Consider the following 21,984-nt stretch of genomic DNA (forward strand, 5'->3'; position numbering starts at 1 on the left):
CTTTGGTTCATCTTTCTGGCTAGAGTTGCACAAGCCAATCCACGCTTCAATCAGAATCCGGACCTGTTTTGATATGACTGAACAAACCAACCCTCCCGTGGTTCTGGTGGACGGATCGTCTTACCTGTTCCGTGCCTACCATGCCCTGCCGCCACTAACCACCAGCAAGAATCACCCGACTGGCGCCATCAAAGGCGTAATCAGCATGTTGCGGCGCATTGAACAGGACTTTCCGGGTTCGAAAACCGTGGTGGTGTTTGATGCCAAGGGCAAGACCTTCCGGCACGACATGTATGAGGAATACAAAGCCAATCGCCCCCCCATGCCAGATGATCTGGCGGTACAGATTGAGCCCATTCACGAGATTGTCAGGGCGATGGGCCTACCGCTGTTGATCGTGCCCGGCGTCGAGGCCGACGATGTCATCGGCACCCTGGCCCATGAAGCCACCAGCAAGGGCATCGATGTGGTCGTGTCTACCGGCGACAAGGACATGGCCCAACTGGTCAGCGACCACGTTACCCTCATCAACACCATGACCGAAACCGCCATGGACCGGGACGGGGTCGTTGAAAAGTTTGGTGTTACCCCGGAGCAGATCATCGATTACCTCGCCCTGGTGGGTGACAAAGTCGACAACATTCCCGGTGTAAACAAATGCGGCCCGAAAACCGCCGTCAAATGGCTGCAGAGCTACGACAACCTCGACAACCTCATTGAACATGCCGACGAAATCAAGGGCAAGATCGGCGAATACCTCAGGGAAGCAACCGACACCCTGCCCCTGAGCCGGGAGCTGGCCACCATCCGGACCGATGTGGAACTCGAATTCGGGCTGGAAGATCTTCAGGAACGCCAGCAGGACGACGCCAGTCTGTTGGAGCTCTTCAAAGAGTACGAATTCCGCACCTGGATCGCGGAACTGGAAAACGGCTCCTCATCAGACGACGGCTCCCAGAATAGCCAGCCACAGCCGAAACCTTCGGTGGAAAAGCAGTATCAGGTCATTACCGAGCAGGCGGACCTGGACCAGTGGCTGAAGAAACTCAAAGATTCCGATCTGTTCGCCTTCGACACCGAAACCACCAGCCTCCGCTACATGGATGCCGAAATTGTCGGCGTTTCGTTTGCTGTTGAGCCGGGAAAGGCCGCTTACGTGCCACTGGGCCATGATTATATGGGCGCGCCGGAGCAACTGGACCGCGACTCTGTGCTGGAACAGCTGAAGCCGTTGCTTGAAGACCCGAAACACAAAAAGGTCGGGCAGAACCTCAAGTACGACAAAAACGTGCTGGCCAACCATGATATACAGCTGGAGGGCATCGCCGAGGACACCATGGTGGAGTCCTACGTGCTGAATTCGGTCGGCACCCGCCACGACATGGACAGCCTGGCCCGTACCTATCTTGATGAAGAAACCATCACCTACGAATCGATTGCTGGCAAAGGTGCCAAGCAACTGACGTTCAACCAGATCGATCTGGAAAGAGCCGGCCCCTACGCCGCCGAAGACGCTGACATCACCCTGCGCCTGCACCAGACTCTCGCCCCGAGGCTGAAAGACACCGGCAAGCTGGAATCCGTCTACCGGGAAATCGACCTGCCGCTGGTGCCGGTGCTGTCCCGGATGGAACAGCGGGGCACCCTGATCAGTGCCAGCACGCTGCGCCAGCACAGCCAGGAACTTGCCGAGCGCATGGCTGAACTGGAGAAGGAAGCGCACGAGGTTGCCGGCGAAGCTTTCAACCTGGGCTCCACCAAACAATTGCAGGCCATCCTTTACGACAAACTTGGCCTGCGGGTCATCAAAAAGACACCCAAGGGCGCCCCGTCTACGGCCGAGCCGGTTCTGCAGGAGCTGGCCCACGAGCACGAACTGCCCCGGCTGATTGTCGAGCACCGCAGTTTAAGCAAGCTGAAGTCCACTTACACTGACACCCTTCCCGAGCTTATCCACCACCGCACCGGGCGAGTGCACACTTCCTATCATCAGGCAGTGACAGCGACAGGACGTTTGTCTTCATCGGAACCCAACCTGCAGAACATTCCGATTCGGACCCAGGAAGGCCGACGCATACGCCAGGCATTTATTGCCCCGAAAGGCTACAAGCTGCTGGCCGCCGACTACTCCCAGATTGAGCTTCGCATCATGGCCCACCTGTCTGGCGACAAAGGGTTACTGACTGCGTTCGAGCACGGCGAAGACATTCACAAGGCCACCGCAGCCGAAGTCTTCGGCGTGGCGGTGGATGAGGTAACCGGCGCCCAGCGCCGAAGTGCCAAGGCGATCAACTTCGGGCTGATCTACGGGATGTCGGCATTCGGACTCTCGCGCCAGCTGGAAGTGGACCGGAAAACCGCTCAGGAGTACATCGACCGGTATTTCGAGCGTTACCCCGGCGTACTCAAATACATGGACAACATCCGCAAACAGGCCCATGACGACGGCTACGTGGAAACGCTCTACGGCCGCCGCCTGTACCTGCCAGAGATCAACGCACGTAACAAGCAGCTGCAGCAGGCCGCCGAGCGCACCGCCATCAATGCGCCCATGCAGGGCACGGCCGCCGATATCATCAAGCGGGCCATGATCGAGGTAGACAACTGGCTACGCAGAGAACACGCGAACGATGCCTGCATGACCATGCAGGTCCACGACGAACTGATCATCGAAGTTCGCGAAGAGGCCGTAGACAAAGTCAAAGAAGGCCTGGTCAAGCGCATGTCCGCCGCCGCCAGCCTGGATGTGCCACTGCTGGTGGAAGCCGGTGTGGGTGACAACTGGGACCAGGCTCACTAAAAGCCCCGCAACTTCGGATAACGCCCTGTTTCTGAACAACATCCCGCTTCCGGGCACAGGAACAGGGCAGACTCTCCGCCCACACCCTCGCAGACACCAGCAAAGACGGCCATCGGCACTGAGGCACGAATTCTGCATTGTCCTCCGATGTCTCGGGGCCCTTCGCCCCATGCAGTGACACCAATGCGAGGTCCAAGCGATGAATTCCGCAACCAGCGAACGCAACTGGCTGTTCGACCCCAGTCTTCTGAAACTCGTGCATCAGTGCCGCCGGCTTATCCAGTCTGAATTCGGCGTAAAACTGCACCTTAACGAAGATGGCCTGGAGCAACACCTGGCCGAGTACGCCCGTAAAACCCGTTCAAAGCATCTGGTTCATACCTGGGAAGCGCTTAAACAGAGAGTACCGGAGCTGAATACCGCCAATATCGAAGAGGAAATTGCGCCACGGATGTACCGCGGACAACCCATAGCGGAGGAAGGTGCCAAAAAAGCTACAGAGGAACTGTCGGAACCTGACTGCCCCCGGCAGAAAAAGGTGATCTACCGGGGCCAGGTGGTGGGCTGATTCCGGAAGGAATCAGCCTCAGAGGGCTATTCGAGAATCAGAAGGCTTTGCTGACTTCGAATGCGGCGCTCCAGGCGCTGAGTTCATATTCAGCCTGGTAGTTTGCATTTGAGATCGGCTGGCCCGTCGGATCAGCGTGACTGTACTCACGATCATCAACCTTGGCGTCGTCGGCAAAGATCAGCGTGCCTACCGCCACATCAACCGTCCAGCCACTTTGCACGTCCTTCCACTGAGTACCCAAGGTGAGCCAATGGCGATCTTCAGAGGGAATACGAGCGGTAACATACTGGTCGACCGGTGATTCATCAAAGGCATAGCCAGCTTTGAGAGCCCACTCGGGCGTAGCCTGCCAAATACCACCCACGTTGAACTGCCACGTGTTCTTCCACTCTTCGGTGATGTGGGTGATGGGCATATCACCTACTCGACCAATCTCAGCCGAAACCTCACCCGATTGCCCCTCACGACTGTTGATGTCGAGTTCTTCGAATCGACTCCAACGGGCATAAGTAGCACCCGCCAAAAGGGTAACATTATCAGTCAATCGATGGCGCAAGCCCAGCGTGGCGCTTTCAGGAATCGCGAGAGGTACCGTAACGTTTTCGGTCAGGGTCTGCGGTGCCAAACCAAAGGGAGACTGAGCACTCGGAGCCGGATAGCCCTCAAGCTCAATTTCGCCTTCAAGCTCGAACTCGGTGCCTGTTTGAGCAGTCAAACCGATTTGAGTCTGCTCAGACAGCTCGTACAAAAAACCAACCCGGAAATTGATTGCAACATCATCGCCCTCAATATCCGCATACGGAGCTCCAAATGCTTGCTCATACTGCGTTGCAAGCCCGTTGGCTTGAGCTGGTGGCAACCCCCGTTGAACCAACCCACCTCGAATATCCTGGAACTTACTGAGTCGGCCCTCGGCGTACATGATGTTCAGCGTTGCCCCCATTGAAAGGCCTTTGCCGTTATTAATGGCAATAGAGGGCGTAAAGGCAATCGCCGTCAGCTCGGTCTTGTCGGCAAAGTAACGGCCCACAAAGTCATTGTCGTAGTCTGCCGCCAGACCGTATGGCGCATGGATGCCGAAGCCTACATCGATGGAATCGTTGATTTCGTGGGTCAGATAGAAATTCGGCAGAACCGCAGGATCAGCAATATCACCACCGCGGGATCCCTCTACGTCACCGCCGAGCTGGTTAACCGCTTTCGCACCACTTTTCGCCTCAGCATCAATATCCAACACCGCCGCACCAAACGAAATATTGGTGCCGGAAAGCTGGCTCATACCGGCCGGGTTGAACAGAACCGTGGTGGCATTCTCAGGGTTGGCGGCAGCGCCGGCATTGGCCACGCCCATCTGGCTGGCGCTCTGCTCGTTCAGGGAAAAACCGCCGGCCAGAACGCTGGCCGGTGCTGCTACGGCTGCCAGCGTCACCAAACGGATCGCTTTTACGAGTGCGTTGGTATTTTTGTTCATGGTGTCTCCTTTTTTAGAATCGCGCGGAGTATACGCAGCACATGGCAACCGCCTCAAATGCCAAAGCTACTGGTTCGCGCCGCTAACCAATTACAACTTTGGTATTAGATGCCGCCCCCGGTGAACGGGGGCGGAAAACGAGGACGTCAGTCGTCCTGAATGGTGAGTTTGTCGACGGAGGAAGACAGCTTGTCTGCACCCTGGGCGTCAGCACCCAGCTTGATCATCAGGCGCAGATCGTTGGCGGAATCTGCGTGCGCAAGGGCATCTTCGTAGGTGATGGAACCCTCCGCATACAGCTTGTACAGAGCCTGATCGAAGGTCTGCATGCCAGACTCGTTCGATTTTGCCATCAGCTCTTTGAGTTTGTGCACTTCGCCCTTGCGGATCAGGTCTGCCACCAGCGGGGTGTTGATCAATACCTCGATAACCGCCTTACGCCCCTTGCCGTCCGGCGTGGGAACCAGTTGCTGGGCGACGATGGCCTTCAGGTTCAGAGACAGATCCATCCAGATCTGGTTGTGCTGCTCCGGCGGAAAGAACTGGATAATCCGGTCCAGCGCCTGGTTGGCGTTGTTGGCGTGCAGGGTGGCCAGACACAGGTGGCCGGTTTCGGCGAACTGAACCGAGTATTCCATGGTCTGGCGTGTCCGCACCTCACCAATCAGAATGACATCCGGCGCCTGCCGCAGAGTGTTCTTCAGAGCCACCTCAAAGCTTTCGGTATCAATACCCACTTCCCGCTGGGTCACGATACAGCCCTGGTGTTGATGCACGAATTCGATCGGGTCTTCGATGGAGATGATATGGCCGCGACTGTTGCGGTTGCGATGGCCAAGCATGGCCGCCAGCGAGGTGGACTTACCGGTACCGGTTGCACCCACAAACATGATCAGGCCACGCTTGGTCATGGCCAGATCCTTGATGATCTCCGGCAGCGACAGATCGTCAATCTGGGGGATTTTCACCTCAATCCGGCGAAGCACCATGCCGCAAAGGTTGCGCTGGAAGAAGGCCGACACCCGGAAGCGGCCAATGCCCCGGGCACTGATGGCAAAGTTGCATTCGTGGGTTTCTTCAAACTCGGCGCGCTGTTTGTCATTCATGGCGCCGTAGACAAACTCCCGCGTCTGTTCTGGCGTCAGGGCATTCTTGGTAACGGGCAACACCTTACCGTTCACCTTCATGCTGGGAGGCACCCCTGCTGTAATAAACAGGTCTGAACCACCCTTTTCTACCATCAGCCGTAACAGTTTCTCGAATTCCATTTTTCTACCCAGTTTTCAGTATCAGAAGTTATCCGGCATCTTCGCCTTGGCCCGCGCAGCCTCGCGGGAGATCAGACCTTTCTGAAGCAAGCGCTCCAGGCACTGGTCCAGCGTCTGCATACCCAGGGAACCACCGGTCTGAATGGCCGAGTACATCTGGGCGATCTTGTCTTCCCGGATCAGGTTCCGGATGGCGGCGGTGCCGATCATGATTTCATGGGCGGCAATACGGCCACCCCCCATTTTCTTCATCAGAGTCTGGGAGATAACCGCTTGCAGTGATTCCGACAGCATGGAGCGAACCATGGACTTTTCTTCCGCAGGAAATACATCCACTACCCGGTCGATGGTTTTCGCGGCGGAGGTGGTGTGCAGGGTGCCGAATACCAGGTGGCCGGTTTCAGCAGCGGTCAGCGCCAGACGAATGGTTTCCAGGTCCCGGAGCTCACCTACCAGAATGATGTCCGGGTCTTCCCGCAGGGCCGAACGCAAGGCTTCGTTAAAACCCAGGGTATCCCGATGCACTTCCCGCTGGTTCACCAGACACTTTTTGGATTCGTGCACGAATTCGATCGGATCCTCAATGGTGAGGATGTGCTCGTAGCGAGTATCGTTGATGTAATCCATCATCGCCGCCAGGGTGGTGGACTTACCGGAACCGGTAGGCCCGGTTACCAGTACCAGACCACGAGGCACGGAAGAAATATCCTTGAAAACCTGGCCCATGCCCAGATCTTCCATGGTCAGAACCTTCGAGGGGATCGTACGGAATACCGCGCCAGCACCGCGGTTCTGGTTAAAGGCGTTAACCCGGAAGCGGGCCACGCCGGGGACTTCGAACGAGAAGTCGGTTTCCAGGAACTCTTCGTAGTCCTTACGCTGCTTGTCGTTCATGATGTCGTAGATCAACCCGTGCACTTCTTTGTGCTCCATGGGGGGCAGGTTGATCCGGCGCACATCGCCGTCGACACGAATCATTGGGGGCAAACCGGCAGACAGGTGCAAATCCGACGCACCCTGTTTGGCCGAAAAGGCAAGCAGTTCAGTAATATCCATAGGATTCCTCGGAGGGCTTTTTCTTTTAGTCCAGAAGCGGCAAACTCACATTATGAGCAGCATAGCAGACAACATCGGGAGCGTAACCCGACGCATACAAAAAGCAACATTGCAGGCTGGCCGGGAGCCCGGCAGCGTGCGCCTTCTGGCGGTGAGCAAGACCCGCCCGGCGGAGGATCTGAAGGCCGCTTTTGAGGCCGGCCAGATCGCCTTTGGCGAGAACTACCTGCAGGAAGCCCTGGACAAAATGCAGGCGCTCTCCGACATAGAGGGTATAGAGTGGCATTTCATTGGGCCGATCCAGTCCAACAAAACCCGTCAGATTGCCGAAGCCTTTGCCTGGGTTCACAGTGTGGACCGATTGAAGATCGCCCGCAGGCTCAGCGAACAACGACCAGAGACCCTGCCGCCGCTCAACATCTGTCTGCAGGTGAACATCAACGATGAGGAGAGCAAGTCCGGCTGCTCGCTGGACGAGCTTGATGAACTGCTCGAGGCCATTGGCGAACTGCCCAATCTGCGCCTGAGGGGATTAATGGCGATTCCGGACCCGGACCAACCCGAGGCCGAGCTGCGGCTGAGCTTCCGGAAGCTGGCCTCCACCCTGACAAAACTGCGGCAGGGGCATCCTGAAGCCGGCCCGCTGGACACCCTTTCCATGGGCATGTCAGATGATCTGGAAATGGCTATTGCCGAGGGTGCTACCTGGGTTCGAGTTGGTACGGCCCTGTTCGGCGCCCGCCCGGCCAAACACAGCCAGAGCTGAACGCTGCGGTTCCTGCTATCATCCGAACCAACGATTCAAACGATCAAGACCGGGAGTGAACCTTGAGCAGATCACCCACCATCTCATTCATCGGCGCCGGTAACATGGCCAGTGCCATCATCGGCGGTATGCTGGATAGCGGATTTCAGGCCGGCGATATCTGGGTAAGCGCCCCGGATGACGGCCATCTTCAGTCAATTCGCAAACGTTTCGGGGTCAGCGTCACAACCGACAACCGCTACTGCGCCCAGCAGGCGGACATTGTGGTGCTTGCGGTCAAACCCCAGGTGATGGGCGACGTCTGCCGGGACATTGCCCCGGTAGTTCAGAACACCCGCCCGCTGATGGTTTCCATTGCGGCCGGGCTGACGGCCGACACACTGGATACCTGGCTTGGTGGCGGGCTGCCGCTGGTTCGGGTGATGCCCAACACCCCGTCTCTGGTGGGCAAAGGGGCCGCCGGTCTGTTCGCCAACAGCCAGGTGAAAGACGATCAAAGAAATGCGGTACAGAAAGTGTTCGAGAGCATCGGCTCGGCACTGTGGGTTGACGACGAAAACCTTCTGCACAGTGTCACCGCCCTTTCCGGCAGCGGCCCCGCTTATTTCTTCCTGATGCTGGAAGCACTTGAGTCCGCCGCAACCGAAGCCGGCATTAAGTCCGAAACGGCTCGCGCCCTCGCCATTCAGACCATGGCCGGGGCCGCCGAGATGGCCGCGCGCAGCGAGGATGATCCCGGCCAGCTCAAACGCAACGTGATGTCCCCTGGCGGCACAACTGAACGCGCCATCAACACCTTCGAGGAAGGCGGCCTGCGCGATCTGGTGAAAAAAGCCTACAGCGCTGCCTTCGAGCGCTCACGCGAGATGTCCAGAGAACTGGCCGATAAACAGTAACCGATAACGGAGACTCAGCTTCATGCTGGCAGATATTGTTATTACGATCCTGCTGATTGCGTCCACTTTCTATATGACCATCGTGTTGCTGCGGTTTCTGTTGCAGCTGGCGCGGGCGGATTTCTACAATCCCATTTCACAATTTGTAGTCAAGGCCACCAACCCACCGCTGCGTCCCCTGCGGCGTTTCATTCCGGGCTGGGGCGGCATTGACGGCGCATCCCTGGTATTGGCGGTTTTAATCCAGGCCATTACCTTCTTCCTCATTCTGGTCGCACTGAACGGCGGCATTCCCGCCATCAATCCGGTTACTCTGCTGGTTTGGGCCGTACTGAACGTGCTCAGTCTGATCGTGAAGATCTACTTCTGGTCGGTCATTGCCGTGGTGGTGGTCAGCTGGATCGCCCCCCAGAGTGGCCACCCTGCCATTCAACTGGTGGCTCAGATCACCGAACCGGTGATGCGACCCGTGCGTAATATCATGCCCTCCATGGGCGGTCTGGATCTTTCGCCAATCATCGTGTTCCTGATTCTGAACGTGATTACCGTGGTCATTGATCACATGAAAGTGGCGGCCGGGCTGGGCTCAATCGGGCTCGGAATGTAACACGCGTCTCGAATATACATTTCGTTACACAATACACTGATTTGTTACTATCGATGGCCAGCAATTCAACCCACTGAATTGCTGGCCTTTTTGATAGCAAACTCAGATCCTTTCCCGGAAATGCCGACTCGCGCACCCTCAAATATTAACAAAACAGGTTATTATTAAACGCATTTAATCTGGGCGAGCGATTGGCGACACGTGTTCACCATCACTGACCTTCTCACCCAGGACATACCCGGAAGTCGCGCAGAAGGATTATCCGATGAACCCGCAGGGAACTCTGTCGCAGCAGGTTGAGGCGTATCACAACTGGAAAAAGGAACTGATCCGGCAGATTGGCCGCTATCGGCTGTGGCTGCAGGATAACAACCTGTTTTCAGAAGACGTCAGCACCCGTATTCGTCACGGACTGGAGCTGCTCATTGAGGATGAGCTGACCATCGCTTTTGTTGGTGAATACTCCCGTGGCAAGACGGAGCTGATCAACGCCCTGTTTTTCTCGGAATACGGCCAGCGCATGCTGCCATCCCAGGCCGGACGCACCACCATGTGTCCGACCGAGCTGTTTTTTGATCGCAGCGCCAACCAGAACTATCTGCTTCTGCTCCCGATCGAAACCCGCACGGGTGATCTGTCTCTGCAGCAGCTGCGCAAGAAGCCGGAACAGTGGATTCGGCATGAGCTCGACGAGCGCAATCCGGACGTCATGCGCGAAGTGCTGGCAGAAGTTGCCCGGATCAAGAGCGTGAGCCCGGAAGAGGCCCGGCAGCTGGGCTTCGACGAGGCCATGCTGGAACACGATCGCAATAATCCCGGCAATGTGCTGGTACCGGCCTGGCGTAATGCCCAGATCAGCATTCGCCACCCCCTGTTCGAGCGCGGCCTGCGCATTCTTGATACTCCGGGCCTGAACGCCCTTGGCTCGGAACCCGAACTGACCATCAGCATGCTGCCCCGGGCCCATGCCGTTATCTTTGTGCTCAGCGCGGATACTGGCGTCACAGCCAGTGACATGACTATCTGGAAAGAGCATATCGATACCGAGCACGCCGACCACCGGGCCGGCCGGTTTGCAGTTCTCAACAAGATCGACGTTCTATGGGACGACCTTCAGGGCGAGAAGCACACCCAGGAATCCATTGACCGTGTTCGCAACTACACCGCGGACCATCTGGGCATCCGCCAGCAGGACGTTATTCCTCTCTCTGCAAAACAGGGATTGCTGGCACGGGTTCGCAAAGACAACAACCTGTTCGACCGCTCCAACATCGGTAAGCTGGAGCAGCTGATCATTCAGCGCATCCTGATGCATAAGGAGCAGCTGATTACCCAGAACCTGATCAACGACTTGCTGGGAATGCTACAGAACAGCCAGGCGGCCATGCAGTACCGCCTGGATGCCCTGGAAGAAGAACGCCAGGCCTGCGCCGGCGCCACCCTCGACAAGGCCGCGCTGTCCCGGCTCGCGGAACGGGCCCAGAAGGATTATGACTTCTACTACAAGAAGCTGATCACTCTGCGTTCATCGCGTCGGCTGATGGAATCCCAGGGTGACATGCTCACCAAGCTGGTCAGCGAAGATCGCTTTGAGCAGCACGCCAGCCAGGTACGGAAAATGATGTCGAAAAGCTGGACCACGGCCGGCATGAACCGGGCCATGGAACACTTTTTCGAACTCCTGGAGAGCGACCTCACTAACCTGCTGAGCGAAGGGCGGCTCGCGGAGAAAATGGTAGGCGCCATCTATCGCAGATACAACGAAGACACCCGCGCCCGGCACCTGGAGCCCATTCCGCTACGGGCCGGCCGGCATGTGATTGCCATTCGTGAATTGCGCAAGAAAGCCCGGCGTTTCCGCAATAACCCGAAGAATCTGCTGTCGGAACAGTCAACGGTGGTCCGCCGCTTCTTCAATGTGATGGTGAGCGAGGCCCGCACGCTGCATGGCCGGGTGCGCAAAGATGTAGAGCGCTGGCCACACGAAGCCCTGCTGCCAATCATGCAGTTCTCCATGGAACAGAAACAGCTGCTTGAGCACCAGATCCGCCGCCTGCGCGACATGGTTCGCACCGATCGGGACAGCCGGGCCGAACGCCAGCGTCTGGATCATGCCACGGCAGACCTGCGCAAGCAGCTGGAACTGGCCGACGCCATGATGCGCCAGATTCGCAAGCCGGCACCCACGATGATCCAGCAAAAAGTCGTCAATATTTCCGGCGCCATGTAACCAGGCACTGGCGAGCCGCACTACTTTGGTGCGACTCGCCAGACAGGCACCCTAAACGCCGGTTGCAGCAACCTCCCCCCGCCTTTAAACTGCAGTGCTGGCGCCAGTTCCGGTGCCAACCAAGGCCTGTGGCCAGACACCAGTGGACCGAACCAGGAACTCATCACACCCATGCCTGATTCCCTGCCCTCGGATTCCGTGGGCCTTGTAAGCCCGAAGACCATCCACTTCGACAAGCCGTTGGAGCTGGCCTGCGGCCAGACGCTGGAAAGCTACGATCTGGTGGTGGAAACCTATGGCAAACTCAACGCCGATGCCAGCAATGCGGTACTGATCTGCCACGCACTCAGCGGCCATCACCATGCCGCTGGCTACCACTCGCTGGATGACCGCAAGCCGGGCTGGTGGGACAGCTGTATCGGCCCCGGCAAGCCCATTGATACCAACCGGTTTTTCGTGGTCAGCCTGAACAATCTCGGTGGCTGCCACGGCAGCACCGGCCCCAACTCCAACAACCCGGAAACCGGGAAACCCTATGGGCCGGACTTCCCGGTCGTTACCGTGGCTGACTGGGTCGCCAGCCAGGCCCGACTGGCGGATCATCTGGGCATTCAGCAATGGGCCGCTGTGGTTGGCGGCTCCCTCGGAGGCATGCAGGCCCTGCAGTGGAGCCTGGACTACCCGGACCGGCTAAGGCATTCCGTGGTCATCGCCTCGACTCCACGCCTGACCGCACAGAACATCGCCTTCAACGAAGTCGCACGGCAAGCCATCACTTCGGACCGGGAATTTTTCGAAGGCCGCTATTACGACGAGAATCTGGTGCCGAAGCGCGGCCTGATGCTGGCCCGGATGGTTGGCCACATCACCTATCTTTCAGACGCCTCCATGGGCGAAAAATTCGGCCGTGAACTGCGTGAGGAAGCCTACAAGTTCGGTTTCGACGCCGAGTTCCAGGTGGAAAGCTACCTGCGTTACCAGGGCGAGCGCTTTTCCGAAACCTTCGACGCCAACACCTATCTGTTGATGACCCGGGCACTGGACTACTTTGACCCCGCCTACGACTTCGGCGGCGATCTGTCCAAGGCCCTGGCACCGGCACAATGTGAATACCTGGTACTGTCCTTCAGCACCGACTGGCGATTCTCGCCAGCGCGCTCCGAGGAAATGGTCAATGCCATGATTTCCGCCAGAAAGCGCGTAAGCTATGCCGAAATTGATGCACCCTGGGGCCATGATGCCTTCCTGATCCCGACCCCCAGATACACCGATATCTTTACTGCGTATATGGACCGGGTAGCACGGGAGGTCGGCGCATGAGAGCAGATCTTGAGATTATTCAACAGTGGGTGCGCCCGGGCCACCACATTCTGGACCTGGGTTGCGGCGACGGCACCCTGCTGGATTTCCTGCAACGGGAGCGCAATGCCACCGGATTTGGCCTTGAGATCAACCCGGACCACATCACCACCTGTATGGGCCGCGGCGTACGGGTGATCGAGCAGAACCTGGATACCCAGGGCCTCGACAACTTCGATGATGGCATGTTCGATATTGTCCTGATGACCCAGGCCCTGCAGGCGGTACGCCGCCCGGACAAGGTCATTGATGAAATGCTGAGGGTGGGTCGCGAAGGCATCGTCACCTTCCCCAACTTTGCCCACTGGCGACTGCGCTGGGGCCTGGCGCTGAGCGGCCGAATGCCCGAATCCGATGCACTGCCGTATAAATGGTATAACACCCCCAATATCCGCCTTTGCACTTTCAAGGATTTTGAAGCGCTGTGCCGGCAGAAAGGCATCAAGATCAAAAGCCGCCGGGTAGTGGACGGGCAGCATCAGAACAGCTGGCTGGCGCGGCTCTGGCCCAATCTGTTGGGGGAAATCGCCATATACCGCATCACACGGGAGAGCACATGATGAACCTTCTGACTGCAAGCAAGACACTGTTTCTGGCGTTCGGGCTCATGCTGGTATCGATCACCAGCCAGGCCGGGCAAAAGGATTTCGGAGAATATCAGGTGCACTGGAGCGTGCTCCCCAGCACCTTCCTGGCGCCGGAAGTGGCACAGGCCAACAATCTGCAACGCAGCCGGGGCATCGGCATCGTTAACATCTCGATCATGACCGACGACGAGCACGGCCAGATCCAGCCCGTCAGTGGGCAGGTGGAAGGCCAGGTCTCCAACGATATCCAGCAGGTGAACTTTCTGGCGTTCCGGCGCATTCAGGAAGGTGATGCCGTGTACTTCATTGCCCAGTACCAGTATCAATCCGGAGATCTGATGACGTTCAACGTCACGGCGCGCCCCAGCGGCCACCAGGAAGACCTTCCGATCCGTTTTTCCCATACCCTGTTCAACGACTGACACCATGGCCCGCAAACTCGTCATCGCCAGCAACAACAAGGGCAAGATCGCCGAACTGACTGATCTGCTCGCGCCACTTGGCTTGCAGCCGGTCGCCCAGGGTGAGCTTGGGGTATCAGAGGCCGAAGAACCGGCCGTTACCTTCGTTGAGAATGCCATTATCAAAGCCCGCCATGCAGCGAGAGTCACTGGCCTGCCTGCGCTGGCCGACGACAGTGGCCTGACCGTGGATGCCCTGGACGGCCGCCCGGGCGTTCGCTCCGCCCGCTTTGCCGGCGAAGAGGCAACCGACAATGATAATGTCGAGGCGTTGCTGGCAGCGTTGAAAGACACGCCTGAAGCAGAGCGCAGCGCTCAGTTTCACTGCGTTCTGGTTTATCTCCGCCATGCTGACGATCCCACGCCGATCATCTGCCATGGTCGCTGGCCAGGCCGCATTCTTGCCGAGCCGCGCGGGCAAGGCGGCTTCGGTTACGACCCGGCCTTTCTGGTACCGGAGCATGGATGCAGCGCTGCCGAGCTGACACGGGAGCAGAAAGGCAGGATCAGCCATCGGGGACGGGCTCTGGCCAGCCTTCTGGATCAACTCAGGGCGGAGCTTTAATACTGTGACCGCCACCCTGCCCGTGGCGGTCTGCCCGCCCTTGAGCCTGTACATTCACGTGCCCTGGTGCGTGCGCAAATGCCCGTACTGCGACTTCAACTCCCACGCTGTCAAGGGAGAGATTCCCGAACACGCCTACCTGAACGCCCTTCTGGACGATCTGGATCAGGATCTGAGCCTGGTACGGGAACGCCCCATTGAAACCGTGTTCATCGGTGGCGGAACCCCGTCCCTGATGAGCGGCGCGTTCTACCACCGCCTGTTCGAGCGGCTCCGGGAACGGCTAACATTCAGCCCCGAGGCCGAAATCACCCTGGAGGCCAATCCCGGCACGCTGGAGACCGGTCGATTCGAGAGCTTCCGGGAGGCTGGCATCAATCGGCTGTCCATCGGTGCTCAAAGCTTTGATCCGGCGCAACTGAAAACCCTGGGCCGGATTCACGACAGCGCGTCGGCCCACAGCGCCATTGAAGCCGCCCGCAAGGCCGGTTTTGATAACTTCAATGTCGACTTGATGCATGGCCTGCCCGGCCAGACACCGAGTCAGGCTCTGGATGATTTACAGGCAGCGTTGAGCTACCAGCCCCGGCACCTGTCCTGGTATCAGCTCACCATCGAGCCCAACACCGAGTTTTTCTCCCGACCACCCGCCCTGCCGGACGATGATCGGCTCTGGGAAATTTACCAGCGCGGGGGAGCTCTGCTGCGCCAGGCGGGCCTGGACGACTATGAAGTCTCCGCCTGGAGCCTGCCGGGCGCCCAGAGCCGGCATAACCTGAATTACTGGACCTTCGGGGATTATCTGGCCCTTGGGGCAGGCGGCCATGGCAAGGTGAGCCTTGCCGACGGGCGCATCCTGCGATACTGGAAGACCAGGCAGCCCGACGCGTATCTCAACCGGATCGGCTCCCGCACCGCTGGCAGTGAAGCCATAGAGCCGGAAGACCGGCCCCTGGAATTCATGATGAATGCGTTGAGACTAAAAAGCGGCACCGACGAAAGACTGTACGGTGAGCATACAGGTTTACCACTGTCGTCCATTGCGGTAAAACTTGAGCAGTTACGAAACGAAAACCTGATCGTCCCCGACCGTCTGCAGGCGACGGCAAAGGGGCAAAGATACCTGAACAGCCTGCTGGAGCACTTTCTCTGATGGACTCAGCCCAGCGCCCACCGCTTATTCCCATGCGCCCGATGAAGCTGCCCATGAAAGTTTCCCTGGTGGCTGCACTGGCACTGTGGCTGGTTCTGGTGGCGCTGAACCAGCCACTGCATACGGCCGCCGCGCCTCAGGGGATTGTCAGTTTACAGCTGGCCGGTACCGCCGAGCAGACTCACGCCATTCTGCGCAGCTGGCGGGACGGCAATCTCGCCATGGCACGGCTATCACTGTGGCTCGACTTTGTGTTCATCGTGGTCTATCTGGCCGCGCTGCTTCAATTAACCCGCCACTTCACGCGGGACAGACCGGGTATCCGGGAACGGATGGTCGCCCGCTGGGTGCGCGCCCTGTTTGTCATCGCAGGCATCAGCGATGTAGCGGAAAACATTGTTCTGCTCAATAACTTCAATCCGCCTTCAGATTCCCTGAGCCTGACCGCCACCATTCTGGCGCTGGTGAAATTCACCGGCCTGATACTTGGCATGGCGGGCCTGGTGGTCATCCGTGCTTCCCGCCGCAGGCCCCTGACTCACTCCCACTGAACTCAGTTGGTGCGATAAAACAACAAATCCCATACTCCGTGGCCAAGATTTTCGCCACGCTTCTCGAACTTGGTGATCGGGCGGTCATCAGGCTTGGGCGAATAACCACCTTGCTCCTGGGTATTGGCAAAGCCTTCTGACGCACTCATCACTTCCAGCATGTGCTCAGCGTAGTTCTCCCAGTCTGTGGCCAGGTGCAGAATACCGCCCACCCGCAGCTTATGGCGGATGCGCTGAACAAATTCCGGCTGGATCAAGCGGCGCTTGTGATGCTTTTTCTTGTGCCACGGGTCCGGGAAGAACACCATCACCCGATCCAGGCAGGCATCTGGCAGACACAGGTCAATCACATCATTGGCATCAATGCTGTAAACCCGCACGTTCTCGAGACCACGCGATTCCACTTCTTTCAACAAAGCGCCGACGCCCGGCAGGTGTACTTCCACCCCGATAAAATCCTGCTCGGGTGCCGCTTCGGCCATATCGGCAAGGGATTTGCCCATCCCGAAACCGATCTCCAGGTTGAGCATGTTATCGCGGCCAAACACCTCACGGGGGTCGATCATGCCATTGTCACGGCTCAGTCCGTACTTGGCCCAGTTGCGATCGAAGGCCTTCTTCTGACCTTCGGTCATCCGCCCCTGGCGCAGTACAAAGCTGCGAACACCGCGGCGTGTGGTGACCGGATTCGTATCCTGAGTCTCGTTCTGGTCAGTCATTCTGTGTCCTCAAGCTTCAAAGCGGATCTCGTGGAATAAACCTGGCACACAGTTTACCAGAGTCAGTAGCTTCAGGCGGAGACAACCGACCCCTGGCCAGTCTGACGGTCGAGTTGGCGGTAACCCAGCGCCTCCATCAGGTGCGACTGGCTCAGGTGTTCAGCACCCTCCAGATCCGCCAGGGTGCGGGCCAGTCGTAATATTCGATGGAGCGCCCGGGCCGACAACCCCAGTCGCTCCATGGCCCGGGTCAACAACCGCTCACTGGCCGCATCCAGCCGGCAAGCCTGATCCAGCAACGCTCCCGAGAGGCCCGAGTTGAGCATCCCACGAGCCTTCTGCCGGGCCCTGGCAGCCAGAACCCTGGCCCTGACACTGGCGCTACTCTCACCGGACGCCCCGGAACCGAGCAAGACCTCTCCGGACTGCACTGGAACCTCCACATGCAGATCGAACCGATCCAGCAACGGCCCCGAGATCTTTGCCCGATAACGCATCACCTGTGCCGGCGTGCACTGGCACTCGATATTGGGGTGACCACTGTAACCACATGGGCATGGGTTCATGGCGGCCACGACCTGAAATCGCGCTGGGAAAGTGACCTGCCGCGCCGCCCGGCTGATGGAGATTTCGCCAGTTTCCATAGGTTCCCGCAGCACTTCCAGGACCCGCCGTTCAAACTCCGGCAGTTCATCCAGAAACAACACCCCCCGGTGCGCCAGAGAGATCTCACCCGGGCGAGGACTGCTGCCACCGCCCACCAGCGCCACTGCAGACGCCGTGTGATGAGGCGCCCTGAATGGTGGCTGACGCCAGCCACCTGGCTTTAGCGGCTGGCCAGCAACGGAATGCACGCTGGCCACCTCCATGGCTGCCTCATCTGGCAAACCTGGCAGAATGCCCGGTAACCGGCTCGCCAGCATACTTTTACCGGTTCCTGGCGGGCCGAAAAACAGCAGATTGTGACCGCCAGCTGCGGCCACCTCCAGCGCCCGACGGGGCACTTGCTGGCCTCGCACCTCTGAGAGATCGGCCACAGACACCGCTGCGGAACCGTCTCCCGGCGTTTCAGATCGAGGAACAGGAACCAGCCTGGCACGGCCCGTCAGATGCTCACACACTGTCAGCAGATGGCTCGCGGCAAGCACATCATCACGGCTGGCAAGGGCAGCTTCCTCGGCGTTGTCCTGAGGTAGCAACAGCGAACGGCCTGCTTCGCGAGCCGCCAGTACCGCGGGCAATATCCCCTTGAGGGGCCGAAGCGCACCATCCAGGGACAGTTCCCCGAGAAACTCGTGGCTTTCGAGGCTTTCGGGGGGAATCTGGCCGGAGGCTGCCAGGATGCCCAAGGCAATGGGCAAATCAAAACGGCCACCTTCTTTGGGCAGGTCAGCAGGCGCGAGATTGATGGTGATTCTACGGGCGGGGAATTCGAAACCGGCATTCAGCAGTGCACTGCGAACCCGATCCTTGCTTTCCCTCACTCCGGTTTCCGGCAGCCCGACGATGGATAATGCCGGCAGGCCACCAGACAGGTGCACCTCAACGGTAACCGGGGGAGCAGACACGCCAATGCTGGCGCGCGAATGGACAATAGCGAGCATGACAACCTTCCATGGCACAGAACAATCAGTCGTTGCGGGCAGCGACCCTGCCGCCCGGGCAAACCATCAGGAACTCTGGCGTTGCTCCAGTTCGGCAACACGTTTTTCCAGGGCCTCAACCTTTTCACGGGTTTTCATCAGGACCGCCTGCTGGGCATCAAATTCTTCCCGGGTCACCAGCTCCAGCCGGGACAGAACCGACATCACCGTGGCCCGGGCCTGGGTTTCAAAATCTTCCCGTGCTGCCCGAGCCATATCGGGAACAAACTGGCCAAACTGACCCTGCAACTGAGAAAAAATTTCCTGGGGCCCTTTCATCAATCACCTCTCGTATCGGTTTTTCGGCGATATCAGACTATTTTCCGTGTCGCCGGGGTGTTTGCGGGAGTGTATCACACCCTACCCCCTGCCATACTGTACCCGGTCGGCATTATAATGGCCGCGGCCGATGGCCCGACTGCGCTGTTTTGAGACAATCACAGGCACAACGCACCACAACAGTGCATCAAGCTGCGCCATTTCGGCACAGACAATAATTAAGAGTTTGTTTTAAAAGCTATTTTTTGCGTTGGCATACCCGATGCTAAAGCCCTCGTACGCAATCCGCACAATTGATGTGCGAGGTGGCAGCATCCCGAACTCAACAACCGGCCGACGGGCCCTCACTGTTGGGACGGCTTTACCAAGGAGAAAGCAATGAAACTTGTGACAGCGATCATCAAGCCTTTCAAATTGGATGATGTCCGTGAGGCACTATCCGAGATTGGCGTACAAGGCGTAACCGTCACTGAAGTCAAAGGCTTCGGTCGGCAGAAAGGCCACACAGAGCTCTATCGTGGCGCGGAATACGTGGTGGATTTCCTGCCCAAGGTCAAAGTGGAGATCGCCATTGGCGACAACCTGCTGGACCAGGTCATCGAAGCCATCACCAAAGCAGCCAACACCGGCAAGATCGGCGACGGCAAAATATTCGTGACTGAACTGGAACAGGCTATCCGGATCCGGACAGGCGAAACCGGCGAAGAAGCAGTCTGATCCAGAACTGACACCTAGCCAACGCAAAAAACTTATAACCTGAAGAGCCTTGTGCGGAGGGCTTCCTATGGAAAGCAATCTCTTTCACCTGCAGTATGCAATAGATACCTTTTATTTTCTCGTGTGTGGCGCATTAGTCATGTGGATGGCCGCAGGCTTTGCCATGCTCGAGTCCGGCCTGGTGCGTGCTAAAAACACCACCGAAATCCTGACCAAGAACGTCGCGCTCTTTGCCGTGGCCTGCACCATGTACCTGGTGTGCGGTTACGCCATCATGTACGGCGGTAACGTCTTCCTCTCCGGCATCGCCGATGTGGACGTGGACGGCGTACTGGGTGACTTCGCCACCCGTGAAGACGGCTTCACCGGCGGCTCCATCTACTCGGCGGCCTCTGACTTCTTCTTCCAGGTCGTGTTCGTGGCCACCGCCATGTCCATCGTGTCCGGCGCGGTTGCCGAGCGCATGAAGCTGTGGGCGTTCCTGGTATTCGCGGTCTTCATGACTGGCTTTATCTACCCGCTGGAAGGCGCGTGGACCTGGGGTGGCGCCGATGTGTTCGGTATGTACAACCTCGGTGATCTTGGCTTCAGTGACTTCGCCGGCTCCGGCATCGTACACATGGCAGGTGCCGCTGCGGCCCTGGCTGGCGTACTGCTGCTTGGCCCGCGTAAAGGCAAATACGGCCCCAACGGTGAAATCCGTGCCTTCCCGGGCGCCAACATGCCGCTGGCCGCTCTGGGTACCTTCATCCTGTGGATGGGCTGGTTCGGTTTCAACGGTGGTTCTGTACTGAAACTCGGCGACGTAGCCAGTGCCAACTCCGTGGCCATGGTGTTCCTGAACACCAACGCAGCCGCTGCCGGTGGCGCTATTGCCGCCCTGATCACCGCTCGCCTGATGTTTGGCAAGGCTGACCTGACCATGCTGCTGAACGGTGCGATCGCCGGTCTGGTGGTAATCACCGCCGAGCCATCCACCCCGAGCGCGCTGACAGCCACTATCTGGGGCGCCCTGGGCGGCATCCTGGTGGTACTGAGCATCGTCACTCTGGACAAGCTGCGCATCGACGATCCGGTCGGCGCCATCTCTGCCCACGGTGTCTGTGGTCTGCTGGGCCTGCTACTGGTACCGGTTACCAACGGCGATGTGAGCTTCAGCGGCCAGATCATCGGCGCCCTGACCATTTTTATCTGGGTATTCGTGGCCAGCCTGGTTGTCTGGGGTATCCTGAAGGCCGTCATGGGTATCCGTGTGACCGAAGAGGAAGAATACGAAGGTGTCGACCTCTCCGAGTGCGGTATGGAAGCCTATCCGGAGTTTGTCAGCGGCAAGCAGTAACACCGCTACCTACCGGAACAAAGAAGGGCGCCCTTGTGGCGCCCTTCTTCTTTAAGCTCTGGTTCAACCCTCTTCCGGGCGAACCTCATCTTCCAGCGCATCCACCATAAACTGCGGCATGGCCAAGGCACCGTGGTGCACCCCGGCATTATAGTAACGGGTGACAAAGGGGCGGTTGTTGGCATCTTCCTCGCGGAAATACTTCAGCGGGTTTTCCTTGCTGCCCATGGTGCAGCTCCACCAGCCCGTGGGGTATACCGGCTGGGGGAATGGCAATGTCTGCACATGGCCAAAACCGGCTTTGTGCATGTCATCGTGAATGTCCTTGATGATGGTATTGGTGTGCAGCAGGGGGGATTCGCTCTGCTGCACGATGATACCGCCCTCCCTCAGGGCCAACATGGCATCGCGATAGAAATCCAGTGCGAACAGGCCTTCCGCAGGACCCACCGGGTCGGTACTGTCGATAATCAGCACATCAATGCTGTTCGGCTCGATATCACGCATCCACTGGATGCCATCACCGAAAAAGAAGTTGGCACGGGGGTCGCCATTAGCTTCGCACAGTTCTGGAAAATACTTCTCAGACATGCGGGTTACCCGCTCATCGATCTCCACCTGCCAGGCTTCCTGCACTCCAGGGTGTTTCAGCACTTCTTTCAGGGTGCCGCAGTCGCCACCACCGACGATGACCACTTTTTTCGGGTCCTTGTGGGTGAACAGCGCAGGATGGGTCATCATTTCGTGGTACAGGAAATTGTCCCTGGTGGTCAGCATCACACAGCCGTCCAGAACCATCAGGTTGCCGAAGGTTTCGGTTTCATAGATTTCGAGTTTCTGAAATGGCGTCTGCTCTTCATGGAGCTTGCGCTTTACCTGCAGGGAAAAAGCGGTGCCCTGGTCCTGAAATACCTCGGTGAACCAGCCTTCGTTCAATGCGGTCATG

21 protein-coding genes are annotated in these 21,984 nt (G+C 58.3%); 14 read left to right on the forward strand and 7 right to left on the reverse strand.

The features are described 5' to 3' along the window. Positions 1–73 precede the first annotated feature (73 nt). Together polA and ARC85_RS06610 are read left to right on the forward strand one after the other, a co-directional pair. A complete protein-coding gene (polA, locus tag ARC85_RS06605; protein ID WP_286714556.1) occupies positions 74–2,800 on the forward strand; it encodes a DNA polymerase I in 2,727 nt (908 codons plus the stop codon). Positions 2,801–2,999: 199 nt separating this feature from the next. Then, entirely contained in the window at positions 3,000–3,368 is a 369-nt protein-coding gene (locus ARC85_RS06610) for a hypothetical protein (protein WP_278350754.1), read from the forward strand. Positions 3,369–3,405: 37 nt separating this feature from the next. Here the strand turns inward: ARC85_RS06610 and ARC85_RS06615 are convergent, their stop codons facing one another. The 3 genes from ARC85_RS06615 to ARC85_RS06625 all read right to left on the reverse strand — a co-directional run bounded on the left by ARC85_RS06615 (position 3,406) and on the right by ARC85_RS06625 (position 7,166). Beyond that, a complete protein-coding gene (locus tag ARC85_RS06615) occupies positions 3,406–4,890 on the reverse strand; it encodes an OmpP1/FadL family transporter (RefSeq protein WP_502688009.1) in 1,485 nt (494 codons plus the stop codon). Positions 4,891–4,988: 98 nt separating this feature from the next. After that, a complete protein-coding gene (locus ARC85_RS06620) occupies positions 4,989–6,110 on the reverse strand; it encodes a PilT/PilU family type 4a pilus ATPase (protein WP_011784083.1) in 1,122 nt (373 codons plus the stop codon). Positions 6,111–6,131: 21 nt separating this feature from the next. Further along, positions 6,132–7,166, reverse strand: a complete 1,035-nt coding sequence (locus ARC85_RS06625) for a type IV pilus twitching motility protein PilT (RefSeq protein WP_011784082.1) — start codon at positions 7,164–7,166, stop codon at positions 6,132–6,134. 52 nt (positions 7,167–7,218) lie between these two features. Between ARC85_RS06625 and ARC85_RS06630 the strand changes: the two genes are divergently transcribed. The 10 genes from ARC85_RS06630 (at position 7,219) to ARC85_RS06675 (ending at position 16,341) form a co-directional block, all read left to right on the forward strand. Continuing rightward, positions 7,219–7,932, forward strand: a complete 714-nt coding sequence (locus ARC85_RS06630; RefSeq protein ID WP_228224321.1) for a YggS family pyridoxal phosphate-dependent enzyme — start codon at positions 7,219–7,221, stop codon at positions 7,930–7,932. Between the two features lie 62 nt (positions 7,933–7,994). Further along, on the forward strand, positions 7,995–8,828 hold the full coding sequence (proC, locus tag ARC85_RS06635) for a pyrroline-5-carboxylate reductase (RefSeq protein WP_286714557.1): 834 nt from the start codon (positions 7,995–7,997) through the stop codon (positions 8,826–8,828). A 22-nt stretch (positions 8,829–8,850) separates the two neighbouring features. Further along, complete coding sequence (locus ARC85_RS06640; protein ID WP_011784079.1) at positions 8,851–9,435, forward strand: YggT family protein; 585 nt, start codon at positions 8,851–8,853, stop codon at positions 9,433–9,435. Positions 9,436–9,700: 265 nt separating this feature from the next. Next, on the forward strand, positions 9,701–11,665 hold the full coding sequence (locus ARC85_RS06645; protein ID WP_014420393.1) for a dynamin family protein: 1,965 nt from the start codon (positions 9,701–9,703) through the stop codon (positions 11,663–11,665). A gap of 171 nt (positions 11,666–11,836) precedes the next feature. Then, complete coding sequence (metX, locus tag ARC85_RS06650; RefSeq protein WP_121208266.1) at positions 11,837–12,985, forward strand: homoserine O-succinyltransferase MetX; 1,149 nt, start codon at positions 11,837–11,839, stop codon at positions 12,983–12,985. Then, positions 12,982–13,584, forward strand: a complete 603-nt coding sequence (metW, locus tag ARC85_RS06655; protein WP_011784076.1) for a methionine biosynthesis protein MetW — start codon at positions 12,982–12,984, stop codon at positions 13,582–13,584. The genes metX and metW overlap by 4 nt, the downstream gene beginning before the upstream one ends. After that, positions 13,581–14,033, forward strand: coding sequence for a DUF4426 domain-containing protein (locus ARC85_RS06660; RefSeq protein ID WP_153740798.1), 453 nt, complete (start codon positions 13,581–13,583; stop codon positions 14,031–14,033). The genes metW and ARC85_RS06660 overlap by 4 nt, the downstream gene beginning before the upstream one ends. Positions 14,034–14,037: 4 nt before the next feature. Next, positions 14,038–14,637 carry an RdgB/HAM1 family non-canonical purine NTP pyrophosphatase gene (gene rdgB / locus ARC85_RS06665; protein ID WP_153740799.1) on the forward strand — a complete coding sequence of 200 codons (600 nt, stop codon included), beginning with the start codon at positions 14,038–14,040 and terminating at the stop codon, positions 14,635–14,637. Positions 14,638–14,641: 4 nt separating this feature from the next. Then, entirely contained in the window at positions 14,642–15,790 is a 1,149-nt protein-coding gene (hemW, locus tag ARC85_RS06670; protein WP_153740800.1) for a radical SAM family heme chaperone HemW, read from the forward strand. Then, positions 15,790–16,341, forward strand: a complete 552-nt coding sequence (locus ARC85_RS06675; protein ID WP_014420389.1) for a hypothetical protein — start codon at positions 15,790–15,792, stop codon at positions 16,339–16,341. The genes hemW and ARC85_RS06675 overlap by 1 nt, the downstream gene beginning before the upstream one ends. Positions 16,342–16,343: 2 nt before the next feature. On the opposite strand, the gene trmB is transcribed toward ARC85_RS06675, so the two are convergent. From trmB to ARC85_RS06690, 3 genes are all read right to left on the reverse strand, one after another. Beyond that, positions 16,344–17,060 carry a tRNA (guanosine(46)-N7)-methyltransferase TrmB gene (gene trmB, locus ARC85_RS06680; RefSeq protein ID WP_014420388.1) on the reverse strand — a complete coding sequence of 239 codons (717 nt, stop codon included), beginning with the start codon at positions 17,058–17,060 and terminating at the stop codon, positions 16,344–16,346. 71 nt (positions 17,061–17,131) lie between these two features. Continuing rightward, positions 17,132–18,664, reverse strand: a complete 1,533-nt coding sequence (locus ARC85_RS06685; protein WP_153740801.1) for a YifB family Mg chelatase-like AAA ATPase — start codon at positions 18,662–18,664, stop codon at positions 17,132–17,134. Positions 18,665–18,730: 66 nt separating this feature from the next. Beyond that, positions 18,731–18,982, reverse strand: coding sequence for an accessory factor UbiK family protein (locus ARC85_RS06690; RefSeq protein ID WP_011784069.1), 252 nt, complete (start codon positions 18,980–18,982; stop codon positions 18,731–18,733). A gap of 378 nt (positions 18,983–19,360) precedes the next feature. Here ARC85_RS06690 and glnK point away from each other — a divergent pair, with 378 nt between their 5' ends. Together glnK and ARC85_RS06700 are read left to right on the forward strand one after the other, a co-directional pair. Next, complete coding sequence (gene glnK, locus ARC85_RS06695; protein ID WP_011784068.1) at positions 19,361–19,699, forward strand: P-II family nitrogen regulator; 339 nt, start codon at positions 19,361–19,363, stop codon at positions 19,697–19,699. 67 nt (positions 19,700–19,766) lie between these two features. Further along, positions 19,767–21,038, forward strand: coding sequence for an ammonium transporter AmtB (locus tag ARC85_RS06700; RefSeq protein WP_011784067.1), 1,272 nt, complete (start codon positions 19,767–19,769; stop codon positions 21,036–21,038). 63 nt (positions 21,039–21,101) lie between these two features. Here ARC85_RS06700 and speE read toward each other — a convergent pair whose 3' ends face one another. Next, a complete protein-coding gene (speE, locus tag ARC85_RS06705) occupies positions 21,102–21,983 on the reverse strand; it encodes a polyamine aminopropyltransferase (RefSeq protein ID WP_011784066.1) in 882 nt (293 codons plus the stop codon). Position 21,984 lies beyond the last annotated feature (1 nt).

Origin of the sequence: Marinobacter sp. tcs-11, from assembly GCF_002049515.1 — a bacterium.
Classification (GTDB): domain Bacteria; phylum Pseudomonadota; class Gammaproteobacteria; order Pseudomonadales; family Oleiphilaceae; genus Marinobacter; species Marinobacter nauticus.

Excerpts from the sequence above, each read along its gene's own strand:
- polA (WP_286714556.1), top strand. The coding sequence starts at position 74 with ATGACTGAACAAACCAACCCTCCCGTGGTTCTGGTGGACGGATCGTCT.
- ARC85_RS06610 (WP_278350754.1), top strand. The coding sequence starts at position 3,000 with ATGAATTCCGCAACCAGCGAACGCAACTGGCTGTTCGACCCCAGTCTT.
- ARC85_RS06620 (WP_011784083.1), bottom strand. The coding sequence starts at position 6,110 with ATGGAATTCGAGAAACTGTTACGGCTGATGGTAGAAAAGGGTGGTTCA.
- ARC85_RS06625 (WP_011784082.1), bottom strand. The coding sequence starts at position 7,166 with ATGGATATTACTGAACTGCTTGCCTTTTCGGCCAAACAGGGTGCGTCG.
- ARC85_RS06630 (WP_228224321.1), top strand. The coding sequence starts at position 7,219 with ATGAGCAGCATAGCAGACAACATCGGGAGCGTAACCCGACGCATACAA.
- ARC85_RS06640 (WP_011784079.1), top strand. The coding sequence starts at position 8,851 with ATGCTGGCAGATATTGTTATTACGATCCTGCTGATTGCGTCCACTTTC.
- ARC85_RS06645 (WP_014420393.1), top strand. The coding sequence starts at position 9,701 with ATGAACCCGCAGGGAACTCTGTCGCAGCAGGTTGAGGCGTATCACAAC.
- metX (WP_121208266.1), top strand. The coding sequence starts at position 11,837 with ATGCCTGATTCCCTGCCCTCGGATTCCGTGGGCCTTGTAAGCCCGAAG.
- metW (WP_011784076.1), top strand. The coding sequence starts at position 12,982 with ATGAGAGCAGATCTTGAGATTATTCAACAGTGGGTGCGCCCGGGCCAC.
- ARC85_RS06660 (WP_153740798.1), top strand. The coding sequence starts at position 13,581 with ATGATGAACCTTCTGACTGCAAGCAAGACACTGTTTCTGGCGTTCGGG.
- rdgB (WP_153740799.1), top strand. The coding sequence starts at position 14,038 with ATGGCCCGCAAACTCGTCATCGCCAGCAACAACAAGGGCAAGATCGCC.
- ARC85_RS06675 (WP_014420389.1), top strand. The coding sequence starts at position 15,790 with ATGGACTCAGCCCAGCGCCCACCGCTTATTCCCATGCGCCCGATGAAG.
- trmB (WP_014420388.1), bottom strand. The coding sequence starts at position 17,060 with ATGACTGACCAGAACGAGACTCAGGATACGAATCCGGTCACCACACGC.
- ARC85_RS06685 (WP_153740801.1), bottom strand. The coding sequence starts at position 18,664 with ATGCTCGCTATTGTCCATTCGCGCGCCAGCATTGGCGTGTCTGCTCCC.
- ARC85_RS06690 (WP_011784069.1), bottom strand. The coding sequence starts at position 18,982 with ATGAAAGGGCCCCAGGAAATTTTTTCTCAGTTGCAGGGTCAGTTTGGC.
- glnK (WP_011784068.1), top strand. The coding sequence starts at position 19,361 with ATGAAACTTGTGACAGCGATCATCAAGCCTTTCAAATTGGATGATGTC.
- ARC85_RS06700 (WP_011784067.1), top strand. The coding sequence starts at position 19,767 with ATGGAAAGCAATCTCTTTCACCTGCAGTATGCAATAGATACCTTTTAT.
- speE (WP_011784066.1), bottom strand. The coding sequence starts at position 21,983 with ATGACCGCATTGAACGAAGGCTGGTTCACCGAGGTATTTCAGGACCAG.